At 53.7% G+C, this 17,520-nt stretch carries 14 protein-coding genes; 9 read left to right on the top strand and 5 right to left on the bottom strand.

The genetic code is table 11. The features are described from left to right. Positions 1 to 90: 90 nt before the first annotated feature. From LOC67_RS18150 to LOC67_RS18140, 3 genes are all read left to right on the top strand, one after another. Positions 91 to 1,971, top strand: a complete 1,881-nt coding sequence (locus LOC67_RS18150) for a DUF116 domain-containing protein (protein ID WP_410001157.1) — start codon at positions 91 to 93, stop codon at positions 1,969 to 1,971. A 21-nt stretch (positions 1,972 to 1,992) separates the two neighbouring features. After that, positions 1,993 to 2,613: a hypothetical protein gene (locus tag LOC67_RS18145; protein ID WP_230264089.1), complete on the top strand. Its 621-nt coding sequence runs from the start codon at positions 1,993 to 1,995 to the stop codon at positions 2,611 to 2,613. Positions 2,614 to 2,719: 106 nt separating this feature from the next. Next, positions 2,720 to 3,463, top strand: coding sequence for a tetratricopeptide repeat protein (locus tag LOC67_RS18140; RefSeq protein WP_230264088.1), 744 nt, complete (start codon positions 2,720 to 2,722; stop codon positions 3,461 to 3,463). A 33-nt stretch (positions 3,464 to 3,496) separates the two neighbouring features. Here LOC67_RS18140 and LOC67_RS18135 read toward each other — a convergent pair whose 3' ends face one another. Together LOC67_RS18135 and tpx are read right to left on the bottom strand one after the other, a co-directional pair. Further along, positions 3,497 to 4,417: a rhodanese-related sulfurtransferase gene (locus LOC67_RS18135; RefSeq protein ID WP_230264087.1), complete on the bottom strand. Its 921-nt coding sequence runs from the start codon at positions 4,415 to 4,417 to the stop codon at positions 3,497 to 3,499. A gap of 44 nt (positions 4,418 to 4,461) precedes the next feature. Further along, a complete protein-coding gene (tpx, locus tag LOC67_RS18130; RefSeq protein WP_230264086.1) occupies positions 4,462 to 4,977 on the bottom strand; it encodes a thiol peroxidase in 516 nt (171 codons plus the stop codon). A gap of 75 nt (positions 4,978 to 5,052) precedes the next feature. On the opposite strand from tpx, the gene LOC67_RS18125 reads away from it, so the two are divergent. Continuing rightward, entirely contained in the window at positions 5,053 to 7,281 is a 2,229-nt protein-coding gene (locus LOC67_RS18125) for a hypothetical protein (protein WP_230264085.1), read from the top strand. A 78-nt stretch (positions 7,282 to 7,359) separates the two neighbouring features. On the opposite strand, the gene LOC67_RS18120 is transcribed toward LOC67_RS18125, so the two are convergent. Further along, the gene (locus LOC67_RS18120; protein ID WP_230264084.1) at positions 7,360 to 8,877 is read right to left on the bottom strand and encodes a sulfatase; all 1,518 of its coding nucleotides are present in this window, start codon (positions 8,875 to 8,877) and stop codon (positions 7,360 to 7,362) included. Positions 8,878 to 9,012: 135 nt separating this feature from the next. Here LOC67_RS18120 and LOC67_RS18115 point away from each other — a divergent pair, with 135 nt between their 5' ends. The 3 genes from LOC67_RS18115 to LOC67_RS18105 all read left to right on the top strand — a co-directional run bounded on the left by LOC67_RS18115 (position 9,013) and on the right by LOC67_RS18105 (position 11,225). Continuing rightward, positions 9,013 to 9,831: an ABC transporter ATP-binding protein gene (locus LOC67_RS18115; protein WP_230264082.1), complete on the top strand. Its 819-nt coding sequence runs from the start codon at positions 9,013 to 9,015 to the stop codon at positions 9,829 to 9,831. Positions 9,832 to 10,016: 185 nt separating this feature from the next. Next, positions 10,017 to 10,421: a GxxExxY protein gene (locus tag LOC67_RS18110; protein WP_230264081.1), complete on the top strand. Its 405-nt coding sequence runs from the start codon at positions 10,017 to 10,019 to the stop codon at positions 10,419 to 10,421. A 33-nt stretch (positions 10,422 to 10,454) separates the two neighbouring features. Beyond that, positions 10,455 to 11,225: an exodeoxyribonuclease III gene (locus LOC67_RS18105; protein WP_230264080.1), complete on the top strand. Its 771-nt coding sequence runs from the start codon at positions 10,455 to 10,457 to the stop codon at positions 11,223 to 11,225. A 42-nt stretch (positions 11,226 to 11,267) separates the two neighbouring features. On the opposite strand, the gene LOC67_RS18100 is transcribed toward LOC67_RS18105, so the two are convergent. After that, the gene (locus tag LOC67_RS18100) at positions 11,268 to 12,542 is read right to left on the bottom strand and encodes a hypothetical protein (RefSeq protein WP_230264079.1); all 1,275 of its coding nucleotides are present in this window, start codon (positions 12,540 to 12,542) and stop codon (positions 11,268 to 11,270) included. Positions 12,543 to 13,053: 511 nt separating this feature from the next. Between LOC67_RS18100 and LOC67_RS18095 the strand changes: the two genes are divergently transcribed. Continuing rightward, a complete protein-coding gene (locus tag LOC67_RS18095; RefSeq protein WP_230264078.1) occupies positions 13,054 to 14,982 on the top strand; it encodes a redoxin domain-containing protein in 1,929 nt (642 codons plus the stop codon). 211 nt (positions 14,983 to 15,193) lie between these two features. Next, positions 15,194 to 15,841 carry a carbonate dehydratase gene (gene can, locus LOC67_RS18090; protein ID WP_230264077.1) on the top strand — a complete coding sequence of 216 codons (648 nt, stop codon included), beginning with the start codon at positions 15,194 to 15,196 and terminating at the stop codon, positions 15,839 to 15,841. Positions 15,842 to 15,963: 122 nt separating this feature from the next. On the opposite strand, the gene LOC67_RS18085 is transcribed toward can, so the two are convergent. After that, positions 15,964 to 17,151, bottom strand: a complete 1,188-nt coding sequence (locus LOC67_RS18085; RefSeq protein ID WP_230264076.1) for an AGE family epimerase/isomerase — start codon at positions 17,149 to 17,151, stop codon at positions 15,964 to 15,966. Between the last annotated feature and the right edge of the window lie 369 nt (positions 17,152 to 17,520).

Raw genomic sequence — 17,520 nt, 5'->3', positions numbered from 1 at the left:
CGCCTCGAAAATCGAAGCAACGTGCCGGCCACGACCCACCTAAAATGATCCCACACCTTCGCCCATCTACCTTCGATCAGGGGATTCGGTTTGTCGACAGGATTTAGCTCCACCGAGACCAACACCGGCCACGACAGCACGCCATCAACAGGCGGTAAAAGTCGTCGTCGCAAAACCAGTCACCTCAAAGAGGTCCCCGAATCGCTAGCCCTACGCGAAAGCTTGCGAGACCGTTGCGATCAAGTGGCCGATCGTCTGGACCGATCCGTCCCGATGACCAAAGATGAACTCGAGCAGATCGCCAGACGAACGCTCGAAGAAGCCGATCTGCCGGAAGCCTACCTGGGCTGGATGATGGTGATGATCAGCTCATCGTTTTGGCGACATCAACTTCGGACCGTCCCGCCAGAACGGCGACTATTCCTGCTACCGCACTGCCTAAAGCACGCCGAAGGGTGCCCAGCGGATTACGACGAGTTCGGAATGAACTGCAAAGAATGCGGCGCATGCAGCATCGCAGACTTTCGCGGTCTCGCCGAAGAAATGGGATACCGTGTCTTGGTCGCCGAGGGCTCGCCTGTCGTGATGAAGATCATCGTCGGCGGATATGTCGATGCGGTCGTGGGTGTCGCCTGCCTAAATGTGCTCGAAAAAGCCATCGACAAAGTTCTGCTTGCCGGGATTCCCTGCATGGCGGTTCCATTGCTGAGCAGCGATTGCAGAAACACCAAAGTCGACGAAGCGTGGGTCGATCAAATGATCCGCACGCCGTACGAGCCAGCCGAACAACAAACGCGTAGCTACGTTCACCTCATGCGTGCCGCGGGCGAGTTATTCGAACCGACTCGACTTGAATCGATCGTGCCGCGTTCGCGCGGCAAGCTTCCCTTTGGCGATGGCGAACTGAACGCTGCGAAAGTCGCAGCGATGGATGCGATCGAAGCGACCGAACATATCTCGTACGACTTCCTGACCCGAGGCGGCAAACACTCCCGCCCGTTCATCACCATGGCTGCGTATGACGCCATGACCGGTGGCGATTGCACCAGCAAGTCAGGTGCGGAATCTGTCAAGAAGATCCCAGCGGCGGTTCTTCGTGCAGCACTCAGCATCGAAACGTTCCATAAAGCCAGCTTGGTTCACGACGACATCGAAGACGATGATGGCTTTCGCTATGGCCAACCGGCGCTTCACAAGGAATTCGGGATCCCGACGGCAATCAACGTTGGCGATTACTTGGTCGGTATGGGCTATCGCTTAATCAGCGACCGCGCCGCGATGCAAGGCGCCGATGCATCCGCACAATTGGATGTACTGGACTGTCTGGCTGCCGCACACACCCGACTGGGCGAAGGGCAGGGGGCCGAACTCGTTTGGCGAGACGCGGCTGACCGAAAATTGACGCCACTGGACGCATTAAAGATCTACGCGCTAAAGACATCGCCGGCTTTCGAAGCCGCATTGTTTAGCGGAGTTCGACTCGGCGCGAGCGATGCAGACGAGTCTAAGATCGAAGAGTACCGACAAGCGATTCGCACTTTCAGCCGAAACCTCGGTGTCGCGTTCCAAATCCTGAACGACTTGGGCGACTTTGCCGGCGACGATCACAACAAGATGTCCGCCGGTGGCGACACCTTTGGCGGACGCCCCACGCTTCTTTGGGCGTTGGCACTGGAATCGCTCGACCCTGAAGCAAAGCAGCGACTGCTGCACCTCGCTTCGCCCGAATGCCAAGTCAACGACCAAGCCAGGCTTTCCGAAGTCCGCCGCCTTTACGAAAAGGCCGGTGTATTCGAAACCGCATTTCGACTTGTCGATAAGCACCAAGAACGGGCCGAAGCTGTTGCCGATTCACTGGAACCAGACGCCCTTCGCCGGCTACTGTACTTCCTAGTCGATACAGTTTTGGAACGCCCCGAAATCAAATCGACATCGGTCGTCTCACTTGGTATTGTCGCGCCGACCGCATAAGAACGATCAAAGCGTTTAGGTATGTTTTTTACGCTGGCCAGTCACCTGCCAGCGTTCCTTGATACGAGTCAGATCATGGTAACCGAGCTGTCCCAGGAAGACGCCGACGTCAAAATCGAAACGCTTCTGGCGGAGTTCTACGACGCCGATTCGGGTTTCGAAAAACTAGGACAATGCAAGCCGGCGACCGATCTGCCGTCTCCGTACAACGAACTGCTTAATCACAACGCTCACATGACCGTGACGGTGGAATCACATCACGGTGATAGCGTCGATGTCGTGGTCCATCGCTTTCATCGAACGACCAACGCAGATGGCGATTGGTACAGCCGCGAAATAACGTTACAGACATCCGGTTCGGGCAAAGTCGTTCAGTACGGGATCGTCCGCTTGAACATCAACGCACTCGACAAAGAGGTCTGGCAGCAGATCGAATCACGGCAAATCCCATTGGGTCGAGTCTTGATCGAACACAACGTGCTTCGCGAAGTCCAACTGTGTGGCCTTTGGGAAATCAAATCCGGCCCATCATTGGCAGAACTGCTCGGTGCGACCGAAGGCCAGACCCTTTACGGCCGAACGGCCCTCATCTATTGCGATGGCGAACCGGCAATCGAACTGCTCGAAGTCGTGGCACCATAGGGTTGCAACGCAAGCGACGTCGATGCAACTGCGTACAGATGCAACCGTGTAGAATCGAGCGACACCTTCCTCCGACGTTTCCGGCCATTGAATGATCGCTCACGCCATGCTGCATCGACTCCCGTTGCTGAGTCTGCTTGTTCTCGCGTCTTCGGTTTCGGTGCTGGCGCAACAGCCCAGCGAATCGCAAATCAAACTGGCACAACAAGCAAGCCAGTCTTTAATGAAGCAAGACTATGACGCCGCCGCTAAAGCAGCACAGTCGCTTGCCGAAACCGATATGAATCTGCAGCAGGTTAGCCTGTGTGCCGATGTGCTGTTGCGATGCGGAAAGGTCGACGAGTCCGTCAAGCTGTTTGATCGGTATGCCGAGGCTCGCCCACAAGCAAAGCCTTACCTATGGCAACGAGGCATCGCCTTGTTTTTCGCCGGCAAATTCGACGAAGGCGCCAAACAATTTGAGATCCACCGCGAAGTGAACTCAAACGATGTCGAAAACGCCGCGTGGCATTTCCTTTGCGTGGCGAAATCGAAGTCACCCGATGAAGCAAAGAAATTATTGCTTCCGGCCCCTGGCGATTGGCGGATCCCGATGGAAGAGGTCCTGCAGCTTTTACATGACGGCAATACCGAACGCGTCATCAGCAAGATGGAATCAACCGAAGAAGATTCGTCGACGGGTAAGTCTGCTCGCTTCTACGGACATCTGTACCTCGGGTTGTATGCCGATGCGATGGGTGACGAAACGAAGGCCAAGGCCGAGATGAAAAAGTCTGTCAGCTTCGCCGGTGCAAACTACATGGGCGATGTCGCCCGTGTGTACCTGGAACGTCTTAGCCAAAAAGACTGAGATCGCGGACCACATCGGAGGTCGTCATCACGCCTATCGCTGATAGCCTTGACGGTCCCACATGTCTTGTCGCTCGGCAAAGCGACGCTTGCGTTCTTCGGAGATTTCGTTGACGCAATTGGGGCAATGCACACCGACTTTGTAATCTTCGTGCTGCTGCTCCTGTTCACTCACCGGCCAGCCACAGGCATAACACATCACGTGCTTTCCTTCGGCAAGACCGTGACTAACCGAGACGCGATTGTCGAACACGAAACAATCGCCATGCCAGAGAGACTCGTCTTCGGGTACCGTTTCCAGGTACTTCAAGATCCCGCCTTTGAGATGGTAAACCTCTTCGAATCCTTTCTGCTTTAACAGCGCGGTTGATTTTTCACAGCGGATGCCTCCGGTGCAGAACATCGCGACCTTTTTCTGTTTGGCCGGATCGAGTTCCTTATCGACGTAATCGGGGAACTCGCGAAAGGATTCGGTATTGGGGTTCTGCGCCCGCTCGAATGTCCCGATTGAGATTTCGTAGTCGTTGCGTGTATCGATCACAACGACATCGGGATCACGAATCAGTTCATTCCAATCTTTGGCATCGACATAGGTCCCCACAGTGTGGTTTGGATCGATGCCTTCGACTCCCATCGTGACAATTTCACGTTTCAGCCGTACACGTCGACGACGGAACGGCTGTTTCTCGCAGTACGAATACTTGATGTCGACTTCTTTGAATTCCTCAAACGAACGAACGTGGTCAAAGAACGCGTCAATGCCGACGCGTGGCCCAGCGATTGTGCCATTGATGCCTTCGCTGGCAAGCAGCACCGAGCCTTTGACGCCGTGCTGATCCAAGACCTCTTCAAATCCGGTGCGAAAGGATTCGAATTGAGGCACCGCGACGAAGCGGTAAAAAGCAGCCACGGTGATGGGGAGCGATTCGTCCGTATGAGAAATTTCGTTCGACATGTTTCTTCGTATTTAGAGTCCGATGGACTACAGAACCATTCGCACTAGACGAGCATACGCAGCGCAGCCATTGCGGTAGCGTAATCGGGTTCTTCGGTGACTTCCGAGACGATTTCTTTGTGAGCTACTTCGCCGTCGGCGTTCAAAACGAACACGGCGCGTGTCAAAAGCTTTAGCTCTTCGATCTGAACGCCCCAATCGGTTCCGAACGCATGCGTCTGATAGTCGCTGGCGGTGCGCATTTTGATATCTTCGGCACCACAAAAACGAGCTTGTGCGAAGGGAAGGTCGCGGCTGACAGTCACTGCATTGATTTTGTCGCCCAGTGCGGCAAGCTCTTCGTTGAACTTCTTCGTTTGTGTCGCACAGGTCGGCGTGTCCAAGCTTGGCACAACGCTAACGATGGATGGTTTCCCCTTCAGGTCCGCCAATGTTAGCGTCTGAATACCTCCTTCGGCATAATGCAGCGCAAAGTCGGGTGCCGGGGAACCGACTTCCAAAGCCTCGCCGGCCAAAGTCATCGGGTTGCCTTTAAAAGTAATGACACCTGTCTGAGTCATCGTGCTTCCTGGGGTGAATACATTTTCGGTGGTGAATTGCCAAGCAATTGCTAGGCTATCGAGCCAGTTAGGGTGGTGAACTGGCATCGACATAATTATGTTCCCGAACTTGGTAGGCGTGAATGGGGGACAGATTTGATCGTCTTTCCATTCGCCCCATGTGCTGCCGACATCTACTATTTGAATCAAGAAATGACGATCAATCGCCGTATTTCAGCCGTCTTTTTCTCGGCACTGTTGATCACCTGTGGACTGACCACCGCACGAATCGGTTACGGTGCAGATGGATCACATTACGCACATACCGACGGGAATGCGCGATACCTGCACCATATCCATTTGTATGACGCCAACGACAAACGGATCGAGCCTGATTCGCAGACGCCGTATTCCAGCGTAAAAACTTGCGGACGCTGTCACGACTACGAGTCGATATCGCATGGATGGCACTTCAACGCATTTATGCCAGACACCGAGGACGGACGCGAAGGCGAACCCTGGATTTGGACCGACCCTCGGACCGGGACTCAGCTACCCCTATCATTTCGCAGCGGTTCCAAGAGCTTCAACCCAGAATCGGTTGGCATTGATTATTGGGCACTGACGAAACAATTCGGAGGACGCCTTCCCGGCGGCCCAATGAGCAGTGCTCCAGACCAGCCTGCTGCAGATCAATCCGAAACGGAAGAGACCGAGGGGGAAAGTGCCACACCCGAAGACGAAGCAACACCTTCCCGCTGGGGCTTAACCGGATCGCTCGAAATCGACTGCCTTGCCTGCCACGGCGTCTCCGGGTCCTACGACTTCAACGCCCGTCGCGAACAAATCGCCAAAGAGAACTTTGCATGGGCCGCAACCGCAGCGCTGCACATCGGTGACATCAACGGCGATGTATCAAGGATCAAGGACGGGTCAGATCCGAACGACGAAGATATCCAGAAAAAGCTGCCACAGGTCACTTACAACGCATCCAAGTTCGCTCCCGATGGAACGGTCTTTGTCGACTTGGTTCGCGAACCAGACAACAACTCGTGCTACCAATGCCATAGCCAACGCACAATCGATGAACACGGCATCGAAGCACGCTGGACGCATGACCAAGACGTTCACATCCGCGCGGGGATGAAATGTGTCGACTGTCACCGCAACGGCATCGAACATCACACCGTGCGTGGCTTCCCCGGTGAAACGCATCCGAGCGGACAACCGATGGTGACGCTTTCCTGTGCCGGTTGCCACCTCGGTGCGGAGTTTGCTGCCCAATATGATTCTGCCGCAGATCATGCAGAAAACACCCACGCGATCGAAGACTTGGCAACAGACCAACTGCCAGGAAGACTTGGCTCTCCCATGCCTGCACACGCAGGGCTTCCGGCGTTGCACTTTGAAAAGCTCGCATGCACGGCATGTCACTCGGGCCCCATTCCTCGTGAACGAGCCCTGGGAATGATGACTTCGCTGGCGCACTCACTCGGCGAGAAAGCTCACCGCACCGGTGCGGAACTTCCCCAGATCCAGGGTCCGGTGTTTGCCAAAGGTGATGACGGACGTGTCTATCCTCACCGCGTTTTCTGGCCTGCTTATTGGGCGACGCTTGAGAATGACAAGCTAACGCCACTGCCTCCTGAAAAGGTCTACGAGATCACGCGTCGGTCTCTTCGTGTCCGCAATGATTTCGTCGAAGAAATCTTGCAACCGAAACTGAAAAGCGCGGACATGAAAGAAGTCCTTGGTGAGGATCGGTATCGCGCCAAACCAGAAGAATGGACTGCTGAGGAAGGCGACAAGGTCGCCGCTGCAGTTGCCAAAGCGGGCGAGGCAGAATTTGCCGAAAAGGTCGCCGCCGCATTGGCCGCAATCGAGAAAGAAACTGGTGCCGAACAAGCCGTCTATGTTTCGGCAGGCTTTGTCTACGCATCCGGAGATGAGAAAGACACGATCAAGAAGATCGAAGTCAAAGACACCGAAGCGATCGACATGATTCAGTGGCCTTTGGCACACAACGTTCGCCCTGCCGGCTGGGCCTTGGGCGCGAAGGGTTGCACCGAATGCCACCAAGACCAAGGCTTGCTTTTCGCCAGCACTGTCACTCCACAAGGCCCCGGGCCTGACGACGGCGAACCGGTTGTCATGGCTTCGATCCAAGGCGTCGATCCGGATCAACGATTGAGCTGGAATCAGCTGTTTTCAAACCGAGCAAACTTTAAATATGTCATCGCAAGTTCGGTCGCATTGATTGCGATTGCCATTGTCCTTGCGGTCGGTGTCTTGCTTGGGCGTCTTGGCTTGAAAACCGCCGCCTAACCGACGATGAACCGCGAGGCCTCGATCGATTGAAGATCGAAGGCCTTGCTAGTCGGGCGGAATAAGATTCACAGGCGTCTATTTCATTGCGTCTTCCGGAACGATCTTCTTCTCTTCCCAGTAGAACCCGTCCTCGCGTTTTTCCAAAATGCGGTGCGCGCTCCCTGGGGCGAGTTGCGATTCCTCGGTAGGCAGGTAGGCCGATAGACGATCAACGGTCGCTTGATGCACGGGCAAGATTCCGGCACTGCCGATCAAGTTGTGTTGCTCCCAAGGATCCTTTGCCAAGTCGTACAACTCCTGTGCCCCGTCGGCATACACGATGTATCGCCATGCCGTGTCACAAACCGAATGGTTGCCCGCGTTGTGCGTACAAATTGCTGGTCGTTCGCGCAGCTGATCAACATTCGCCAACTGCGGAACCAGACTCTGTCCTTCCTGACCAGCAGGAATCGGCAAGCCCGCCAGTTGCGATAAGGTGGGATACAAGTCCAGCAACTCTGCGGGCTGACGACACTTCGATCCAGCCGCCACATCGATATTGGCCAAGCCATCTGGAACAGAAATGATCAGCGGGACTCTCGTCGAATGTCTCCAAAGCGAGTTCTTTCCTGAGATCGCTTTTTCGCCGAGGTGGTAACCGTGGTCGCTCCACAGAACAACAATGGTCGAATCGGCCAAGCCGGATTGATCTAACGCATCGAGAATGCGACCGACTTGTGAATCGACGAAGCTGACCGAAGCTAAGTAAGAACGCGTCAAGTTTTTCAACTGGTCATTTTCAACCAGCCAACTCGTTCTTGGTTCTGGTAGGTACCAGTGGATGTACCACGATGATTCCGGCGTGTCGTTCCGATCTCCAGCAAGGATCGGAGGCAGCACCAAGCTTTCCTCTGGATACATGTCGTACCACTTCTGTGTCACGTAGCAGGGGACGTGTGGCAAGAAAAATCCGGCGGCGAGAAAGAACGGCTGGTCTTGCTGCTTGCCAAGTTCATCGAGTTGGTTGACAGCCCATGAAGCGACCTCCCAATCACCTTTGTCTTCGTCGCGATGAGGAAACGTGCCCCAGTCCATCAGAGGATTGTTTCCACCAGGCGTTTCGCCGATCAATTTCTCTGCAGGACGCGCGCCGACTTTTGCCGGCGGCCCCCAAACGTCCGCTTCACTCTTGGGATTCTTTCTTCGCCCATAGCCGCCGTGATGGATCTTTCCGCCTAAAAACGTTTTGTATCCGTTGGCGGCAAAATGTTGCGGCATCGTCACCAGATCGCGTAGCTCATCGACGTTGCGAATCCAGGGCGACAATCCATACACGCCCGTCGTCGAGGGACGCCGTCCCGTCATGATGGATGTTCGTGACGGATTGCAAAGCGGAGCCTGGCAGTGCGCGTTCGTGAACGTGACGCCTCGCGACGCCAGCCGATTCATGGCAGGAGTTTGAACCTGAGGATGCCCGCCCAGCGGTTCAATCCAATCGTTCAAATCATCGATCGCGATCATCAATACGTTGGGCGGACGATCTTGTGAAAATGAAACGTGCGAGCAAAGCAGCACGCAGAGCAGCACGCCTGAAACCCGTTGAAACGAATGCATGAGACACAGCCTAAGGTAAGCCGAATGCGGGAGGGGAAGCCGAGGAGAGGTCATTATTGTACAACGTATCGGCCTGCCAAACCGACGATCCTGGCACCGCAACATCCAAACTTCAATCGCGAGTGAACTTGCACTGTGGCCCCATTGATCAATCTTCGCCAAGTAACGGTTCGTCGCGAGCAGACCGTGATTTTGAATCACGTTTCGACCAAGATCGAACGTGGACAGCACACAGCCATCCTTGGACCAAACGGATCAGGCAAATCATCATTGCTAAAACTGTTGACGCGTGATTTCTATCCGTCGATCGATGACCAAGGTTTTCAGGGCGATGTAGAAATCCTCGGCCAACGATCGTGGCAAGTGCACGAATTGCGACGGTCCATGGGAATCGTTTCTCCCATGCTGGATTCAGAGTTTTCGCATGGGCGAACAGGCCGAATGACGGTCACCGAAGCGGTGATCAGTGGGTTCACGGCGACACGCTTGAAAGAGTTTGGGCCAGAGGTCACCGATGAAATCAGAGAGGCAGCCAAATCAGCTATCGAATCCGTTGGCATGACCGGATTCAAAGACAAGCCGGTCGAACGTCTTTCGACCGGCGAACGTCGGCGCACGATGATCGCCAGAGCCATCGTTCATCGGCCACCGATCTTTGTGCTCGATGAACCGACAGGTGGCCTGGACATGACCGCCAAGGCAACATTCTTGGATGTCATCGAAACCTTGAGTGGTCAACAGGAAATCACCCTGGTCTTGGTGACACATCACTTGGATGAAATCCCACCCAAGATGGACCACGTCGTGCTACTCGATCAAGGCACGATCACCTATGACGGCGCAAAACAATCAGCTCTAACAAGCCAAAGAATCTCAAGCCTATTCAAGCTCCCCGTTCAGATAACACAAAACCACCAAGGCTGGTACGACGCACGCAAATCGGACCGGGACTGACTGGGAAGGAATCCACTTAAACACAGAGGCACTGACACCACAGAGTTGCCTAGCAATCAAAGGGCTCTCCTCTGTGCTGTCAGTGACTCGGTGTTTATAATCTCGGTAGTCTCGCTTGAACAAAGGCAAGCTTTCCGATGCAGGGACAGGCGTCAGTTTTGTATTCGCATCGGAGAAAGTGACAGATGTCTGAAGACTCATTAACGCGTGAGATCATTGGGGCTGCCATCGAAGTTCACAAGAACTTGGGACCGGGACTGCTTGAGTCTGCCTATCGAGCATGCCTCGCCTATGAACTACGCAATCGTCAATTCGACGTTGAAGAAGAGTATCCGGTACCACTAATTTACGGCGACGTGAAGATGGCTTGTGGCTACCGGGCCGATTTGTTGGTCGATCACCGACGAATCGTCGAGATTAAAGCCAAATCTGCGATTCATCCGGTCGACAAAGCCCAGACTCTTTCACATCTTAGACTGCTTGATCTTCGCTTCGGCCTACTGATCAACTTCCATGTGCCTCGGCTGGTTGACGGAATAAATCGAATCGTCAACGGTTACGGGCCTGAACGATTTCCGCGACCGAAATAGCACTTCGATCACAGCCTCTATTCTCACCGAACCATGAAACTTGTCTCCTGGAACGTCAACGGTATTCGCGCTGCCATGGACAAGGGGTTGCGATCCTATGTGGAAACCGAACAACCCGACGTCTTGTGCTTCCAGGAAACCAAAGCCTCCGCAGAACAAGTTCAAACAGACTGGGCTGCCGCACTTGGATACCATCAGTACTGGAATTCAGCCGAAAAGAAAGGCTATAGCGGGACTGCCATTTGGTCCAAGATCGAACCATCAAAAATCAATCATGGCATTGGCATCGTCGACCACGATTCCGAAGGCCGCGTGCTGACGGCGACATTTGACGATTTTCATCTCGTCAATGTCTACACGCCAAACGCACAACGCGGACTAGCACGCCTGGACTACCGTCAGATCTGGGACGCGGCTTTCTTGGAGTACGTCAAAAAACTAAACCGCCGCAAGCCGGTGATCTTTTGTGGCGATGTCAATTGTGCTCACAAAGAAATCGACCTCGCCAACCCCAAAGCCAATCGCAAGAACGCTGGCTTTACCGAAGAAGAACGTGCTGGCCTCGATAACGTCTGCAGTGCCGGATTCATCGATTCATTCCGCCACTTCGACCCGTCCCCAGAAAAGTACACTTGGTGGACCTACCGGATGAACGCCAGGGCAAGGAACATTGGCTGGCGTTTGGATTACTTTTGGGTCGCCAAACGTTTCATCGATCGAATCGAATCGGCGGGCATTCGCGACGACATCATGGGTTCGGATCATTGCCCGGTCGAATTGACCGTGACGAGTTCCTCGACCTAGCGTCTATCTTCAAAGGCAAGCCTCAACACTGTGAAGCTGGCGTTATGTGGATCGCAGTTCCGACGTCATCCGTTGAAACTCCTTCCGAATTGCATCGTTGTTGAACTCGCGCAGTGATGGCACTTTTAGCTTCATTAACACTTCGAAATCACGACGCCCGGTGCTCATCAGTTTTGCCACGTCGCTAGACAACTTGACCGTATCGTACGTATTCATCGCTGTCGCCAGATTCTTTTGCGCTCGTTTGTTCTCGTTGGCAATCTGCTGTGCATTTTGCTTCAAGAACTCGATGTATAACTTGGCAGTCCGCCGGGTCAGTTCATTCGACTCGATGTTGCCCTTCAGCGTATCGACGTCACCGCCGTTTGCCTTGATCAACGTCTGCGCCTGTTGGATGTTTTTTGTCGCCTGTTCGGCAAACCCATCCAATTTTGGAATGTAGTCGGTGTTGATATCACGGATGAATGTCTTTTGGATCCGGTCCATAACGTGCACCAAGACGACGTACATCCCGTAGTAACGTTTGGATGTTTCGAGTGCTTCGCCGCTTTCCTCGGTCAGCTCTTGTAGCTGCGACGTCAGTTGTTTGATGTTGTCAAAGACCACCGCCATAGAAACGATGTCGTCACCAGAAACGGACGACAACAAAGACTCGACGCCTTCCTCATCGACATCGACACCGATTTTGGTCAGCTCTTTAGCAAAGGTCGCCTTCAGTTCAGCAAGTCGCTCACGCTGGTTTTCGATCGAATCCTGCTCCGACTTGATCTGTTCATCGATTGCTTCTTTGGAAAGCTCGAACGGATTGACCTTATCGATCTGAGATTGGTCTTTGGCGTATGAGGCGCTCAATCGCTGACGACGGTAATCGGCGATCTTTTCTTGCGAATTTGCAATCGCGTTTGTCGCGTCACGTATCTGTTGCCGATAGTCGCTGACCTGCGAAATACAAAGCGCCTCGATCGCCTCGTCTAGCAATTCGTTGATTGCCGCCGAATTGGATTGCTTGTCGGTTCGAAAGGGAATGGAAGAACTGTCCGGGAGATCTGCGTGCTGGTCGACGAGCGTCCGAGCCTCCTCCAACGTTGGGAAAACGTTCTCAAGCAATTTCCCGATCCGCTGGCTGCCTTCCTGACTGACCTCGTGAATCGCCTGCCCGACTGGAACCGTTTGTCCGACAGTCTCTTGGTCGAGTACGACTTCTGCCGTGGTTGCCGTCACGTTGTCGGGGGCAGATCCAAAATAGGGGATCTTGTCGCAACCTGCCAGCAAAAGCAGTGCAATCGAAACAGTCGTTAACTGGGAGCGGCGGTTCATAGGTTCGGTTCGGTACAGGAAAATATTGCCCGTCGACTAAACAAATCGCGGTCACAAATGCATCCATCTATTGTACGGCATAAAAAGGCCAACCCGAGGGCGCAATTGCTGGTCGCGGATCGAGAGCGAGGCTTTTGCAACGCCAGTCGTTTCAGCTTGCAGCATGGTGCTGCTAGGCCACTTAGCGACTCGAAAACGGTGTGGTGAATCAGCAGCGACGTGGAAGATCGTGACGACGGTGATTTATCGAGGACTAGAAGCCGTACGATTGTGCACTGATTTTCAGGCGTTCGACCAGTCGTCCCGCACAGGCTGCGAATCGGACTCTGTCATGACGTGGTAACCGCAAGTTGCTAAGCTATTCCCTGCCGCAGCAGAGCTACGGGACCACCACGCCCCGGGGTCGTTCCATTGGTAACGCAATCGCCTTCAAAGCTTGCGTCCTAGTTTTGCATACCACAATTGGCCTCACCCCTTGCTTGAGAGTGAATTGATGCTTGAGAGTGAATTGATGACCTTCCGCATACTATTGGTTGCCGCCCTAGCGATTCTTCCGATCGTCAAAAGCAGTGCAGTTGAAGACAATGCGGTTGAGGGCGAAGTTGTTGATGACGCATCCAAGCAAATCGCGCCCGGCCACAACTTGTTAGCAGACCAGTCGGTTGAGCCCGTCGGGCAGTCACTGCGTGGATTGGCGTTTCGAACGGTTGATGGAGACGCAGTGTATTTAAACGAAGTAGTCGCAAAAGGACCGGCCGTCTTCGTTTTCTCGTCGACTGTTTGTCCACTTGCGAAACGCTACAGCACACGGCTGTCCAGAATACAAGACGAATTCGCCAACTCGGGCGTGCAACTGTTTGTCGTCTTTGCCAATAGCGATGAAACCGATGCGGCAATCAAAGAATACGCACAACGTGCGAAGTACTCGTTCCCATGCATCCGTGATATCAACGGCTACTTGGCAGACCGATTCGGCGCCACGATGACGCCGCAGGTATTCGTCGTTGATCGCCAATGCAGGCTGCGTTATCGAGGCGCGATTGATGACAATCGCTACGAGGATCGGGTTTCCAAGAATTACTTGCGGGATGCTTTGCAGCAACTCGTCCCGGGCGACGCAATCACCTTGGCTTCGACACCATCGATGGGCTGTAGCATTCACGTCGACAAAACCACGGAGGACGATATCGTCACCTACTCCGGGCAGATCGCGAGGATCATCCAAGACCGTTGCCAGAGCTGCCACCGAGACGGTCAGATCGCACCGTTTGCACTTCGCACCTACGAAGACGCCGTTCGCTGGAAAACTGAAATCGCTGCCTACACTAAATCGCGAGTGATGCCCCCATGGAAGGCGTCGCAATCCGTCGGACACTTCAGCAACGACATCAGCCTTAGCGATGACGAAATCGATCTAATCTCGCGGTGGGTTGAACAGGGATCACCAATGGGTGAAGCCAGCGAGATCCCTCCCACCCCCAAATACAATGACAAATGGGAGATCGGGCAACCGGATCTAGTTTTAGAAATGCCGGAGCCCTACACCATCGGTCCCGAAGGCGAAGACGATTACCGGCACTTCATCATTCCATACGAAGCAGACAAAGACCGCTTTGTTCAAGCCATCGATGTCCAACCGGGCAACCGCAACACGGTCCATCACGTCATCGTCTACGTTGATACGAGTGGTCGTGCTCGTGAACTGGATGCGGAAGATCCAGGCCCAGGTTACACACGGTTCGGCGACGTCGGTTTTGATGCCGCTTCCATGCTGGGCGGCTGGGCACCAGGAATGCAACCGATCCAAACGCCCGAAGGGACTGGTCGTTGGTTACCCAAGAAATGCGATATCGTCGTCCAGGTTCATTACTACCGAACCGGATTTGAAGAACAGGATCAAACTCAGTTTGGGCTTTACTTTTCGAAAGCCGAACAGCCAGTTCCGACGCAGATGCAACTGGCGATCAATCACCGATTTGTCATTCCGCCCGGAGAGAAACGACACCAAGTCAACGCGCAATGCCGTATCCATCGCGATTCGTACCTTTTCGGTATCACGCCACATATGCACCTGCTCGGCGAAACCATGTCGGTCAACGCAACGCTTCCAAGCGGCGAAGACTTACCCTTGATCCGCATTGATGACTGGGACTTCAACTGGCAAACGATGTATCGATACAACAGGCTTCAAAAACTGCCCGCTGGAACAATCGTCAGCGTCGAAGCGACATTCGACAATTCAGATTCAAACCCCAACAACCCGAACCACCCGCCGCGACCGGTAGGCTGGGGTGAGAAAACAACCGATGAGATGTGCATTGCTTTTCTAAGCCTAGTGCCCCAATCGGATTACGACCCGGATAGCTACAAGCTGGGAAATACCGAAGTTGGCCCGGCTGAGGAATCAGTCCCAAAGACAGCCGAAACAGAAGCTCGCTGATACAAGATCTTGGCTACTGCGGGGACTAGCGAATCCCATTGATGGTCAGCAGACATCCCTAACGATATCAGCAGGTTGTTTGACACAGCCCACAGAGACCAGTTGGGGGGCGGCTAACGCATCGAAAGACGATCGGTTACATTGCGATTCGGCATGTTTGCCCATAAGAAAATTTCCGCCCGATTCACCTGACTGTGCTACCGAATTCAACATGCGACTTTTGCCACAACTGATCGAGAACAATCGTAAGTGGGTCGATAATGTTAACGAAAGCGACCCTGACTTTTTCGAAAAGCTCGCCCAAGGCCAGAGCCCTGAATTGCTATGGATCGGATGCGCCGATAGCCGAGTCCCCGCCAACCAAATTCTAGGCCTGCGTCCGGGTGATGTTTTCGTCCACCGCAACATCGCGAACGTCGTTGTTCATAGCGACTTCAATTGCCAAAGCGTGATTGAATTTGCCGTCAGCGTGTTGAAGATCAAACACATCATCGTTTGCGGACACTACAGCTGCGGCGGCGTCAAAGCAGCCAGTCAAAACCACCATGTCGGTTTGATTGACAACTGGTTGCGTCACATCCGCGACGTACGCCAAAAGCATGATGCTGTACTTCAAGGGATCGACGACGAAAACGCCAAGATCGACCGCTTATGCGAACTGAACGTCGTTGAACAAGCTTACAACGTCTGCCATTCGACAGTGGTCCAAGAGGCTTGGGAACGGGGTCAGGATCTTGCCGTTCACGGTTGGATTTACGACATCGGCGACGGACTGATCAAAGACTTGAACGTCACGATTTCAGAACCAAACGAGATCGCCCACGCTTATCGAGTTGCGGTCAACCAAGATATCGCTTAGCACTGCCCGCTTAAATCGCACGCAGCCTGTCAAAAGACAAAGCAACTCTTTCAAGAAGCCAACTGCGACACGATCAATCGATCGCAGTTGGCATGGTTAGCGTAGAATTCTTTAGCGAGCCATCAGCTAGACGCACCCTCGGATTGCAACATCTGCCAACACATCAGTTGCATTCGAGGAATATGGAATGGACCTTTCCACATATTCCCTTTCATTCTTGAGCTCAGTCGACCATCGCGGTGCAGATAGCCAAAGTACTCACCGGATTCGGGATCCGCAAAGTGCTCGTGAAACCAATCATGAGCTTGCTGATGCCACGTCGCGTACTTTGGATCGCCCGTTAATTGATAAGCCATCAATGTCGCGATGATCGCTTCGCATTGTGGCCACCAAAATTTCATGTCATGCCAGTACTCTTGCACCGGTAATCCGTTGACGTCAACGTGGTACAGAATCCCTCCGTAGGATTTGTCCCAACCGCGTTGCCACATCCAGTCCAACATCCGGCAACCTGTTTCGACCAGTCGTTGGTCCTTTCTTAGATCGCCTTCTCGCATAATGAACCAGGCAGCTTCGATCGCATGCCCCGGGTTTAAAAGTCGACCGTCGAAGTGATCAATGATGTCACCATTCTTTCCGACGGTCTCCATCACGCAGCGGACTTCCGCCTTTAGAAAATGAGTTGAGATTTCGTCGATACCGCGTTCGATCCAGACGTCTGCATCACCATAGCCGATCGAGTCTTTTAGCTCCCTTGCAGAGACGATTGAGATCATCGGGAAAGAGAGACTTTTGGTAGGTCGCGTTGCCGCAAACTTTGGCTCGACTTTCCGTGGCCGAATGTGATGCCGCATGAAACGCTCGAAACACGACACTGCCTTTTCGGCATAGCGTTGCTCGCCAGTCGCTTTCGCCAATTCGCCGAATGCGATCGCGGCAAAGCTCTCCGAAAATGCATAGCGTCGCTTTCGTATCGGCCTTCCATCTCGTGTAACGTGAAACCACATCCGACCGTCGTCCGGGTCGAAGCAATGTCGCTCAAGAAAGTTGGCACCATGGATCGCCAACTGCAGCCATCGCTCATGCTGATGAACGGTGTTGTAAAGCTTGCCAAGCAACCAGGTGAACCGCCCCTGTTGCCAGACGGACTTGTCCGTGTCGATTACCGTTCCATCACGATCGAGAGACATCATGAATCCGCCATGCTCTTCATCGACAGCATGCGAGATCCAGAACGGTAGCGTATTTTCGAAAAGCCCAACTCGGTACGCGGTGATCAACGCGTTGCGTTTATCGCCATCGAAATTCATGGCACTCTCATCGTGTCGCACTTAGCTTCGCAGGAGCGAAATTATACGCCCGCACCACAGCACTCGACCGTGCTGACCGTTTATTCCACCGCATTCACGGGTAAACGATCACCTATTCGCGATCATCAATGAACCGCGTTGTCGCCCTTCTGACATCATTGACTGTGAACCGACAGGAATGTCGCACTATCCGCAGCGTCTTGCATGGCCAAGTTTGACTTGAACCAAAAGTCTCACGTACGGAATTGAAAGTGGGCAGCGTTCCGATGGCCAGCTTTCCGATTGCCAGCGCCTCGACGACAAAACTATCGAGCCAATAGGGTTGCACCCTGATCCGCCAAAAGTCTCTGATTCATCTGATGTCACTCT

Source organism: Stieleria sp. JC731 (genome assembly GCF_020966635.1).
Taxonomy (GTDB): Bacteria; Planctomycetota; Planctomycetia; order Pirellulales; family Pirellulaceae; genus Stieleria.
The sequence above is the reverse complement of the archived record's forward strand: the minus strand, read 5'-3'. Positions and strand labels throughout refer to the sequence as shown.

Bases quoted from the DNA above. Each gene is read 5' to 3' on its own strand.
- LOC67_RS18085 (WP_230264076.1), bottom strand. From the start codon at position 17,151: ATGAATTTCGATGGCGATAAACGCAACGCGTTGATCACCGCGTACCGA.
- LOC67_RS18140 (WP_230264088.1), top strand. From the start codon at position 2,720: ATGCTGCATCGACTCCCGTTGCTGAGTCTGCTTGTTCTCGCGTCTTCG.
- tpx (WP_230264086.1), bottom strand. From the start codon at position 4,977: ATGACTCAGACAGGTGTCATTACTTTTAAAGGCAACCCGATGACTTTG.
- LOC67_RS18145 (WP_230264089.1), top strand. From the start codon at position 1,993: ATGTTTTTTACGCTGGCCAGTCACCTGCCAGCGTTCCTTGATACGAGT.
- LOC67_RS18095 (WP_230264078.1), top strand. From the start codon at position 13,054: ATGACCTTCCGCATACTATTGGTTGCCGCCCTAGCGATTCTTCCGATC.
- LOC67_RS18100 (WP_230264079.1), bottom strand. From the start codon at position 12,542: ATGAACCGCCGCTCCCAGTTAACGACTGTTTCGATTGCACTGCTTTTG.
- LOC67_RS18120 (WP_230264084.1), bottom strand. From the start codon at position 8,877: ATGCATTCGTTTCAACGGGTTTCAGGCGTGCTGCTCTGCGTGCTGCTT.
- LOC67_RS18110 (WP_230264081.1), top strand. From the start codon at position 10,017: ATGTCTGAAGACTCATTAACGCGTGAGATCATTGGGGCTGCCATCGAA.
- LOC67_RS18105 (WP_230264080.1), top strand. From the start codon at position 10,455: ATGAAACTTGTCTCCTGGAACGTCAACGGTATTCGCGCTGCCATGGAC.
- LOC67_RS18135 (WP_230264087.1), bottom strand. From the start codon at position 4,417: ATGTCGAACGAAATTTCTCATACGGACGAATCGCTCCCCATCACCGTG.
- can (WP_230264077.1), top strand. From the start codon at position 15,194: ATGCGACTTTTGCCACAACTGATCGAGAACAATCGTAAGTGGGTCGAT.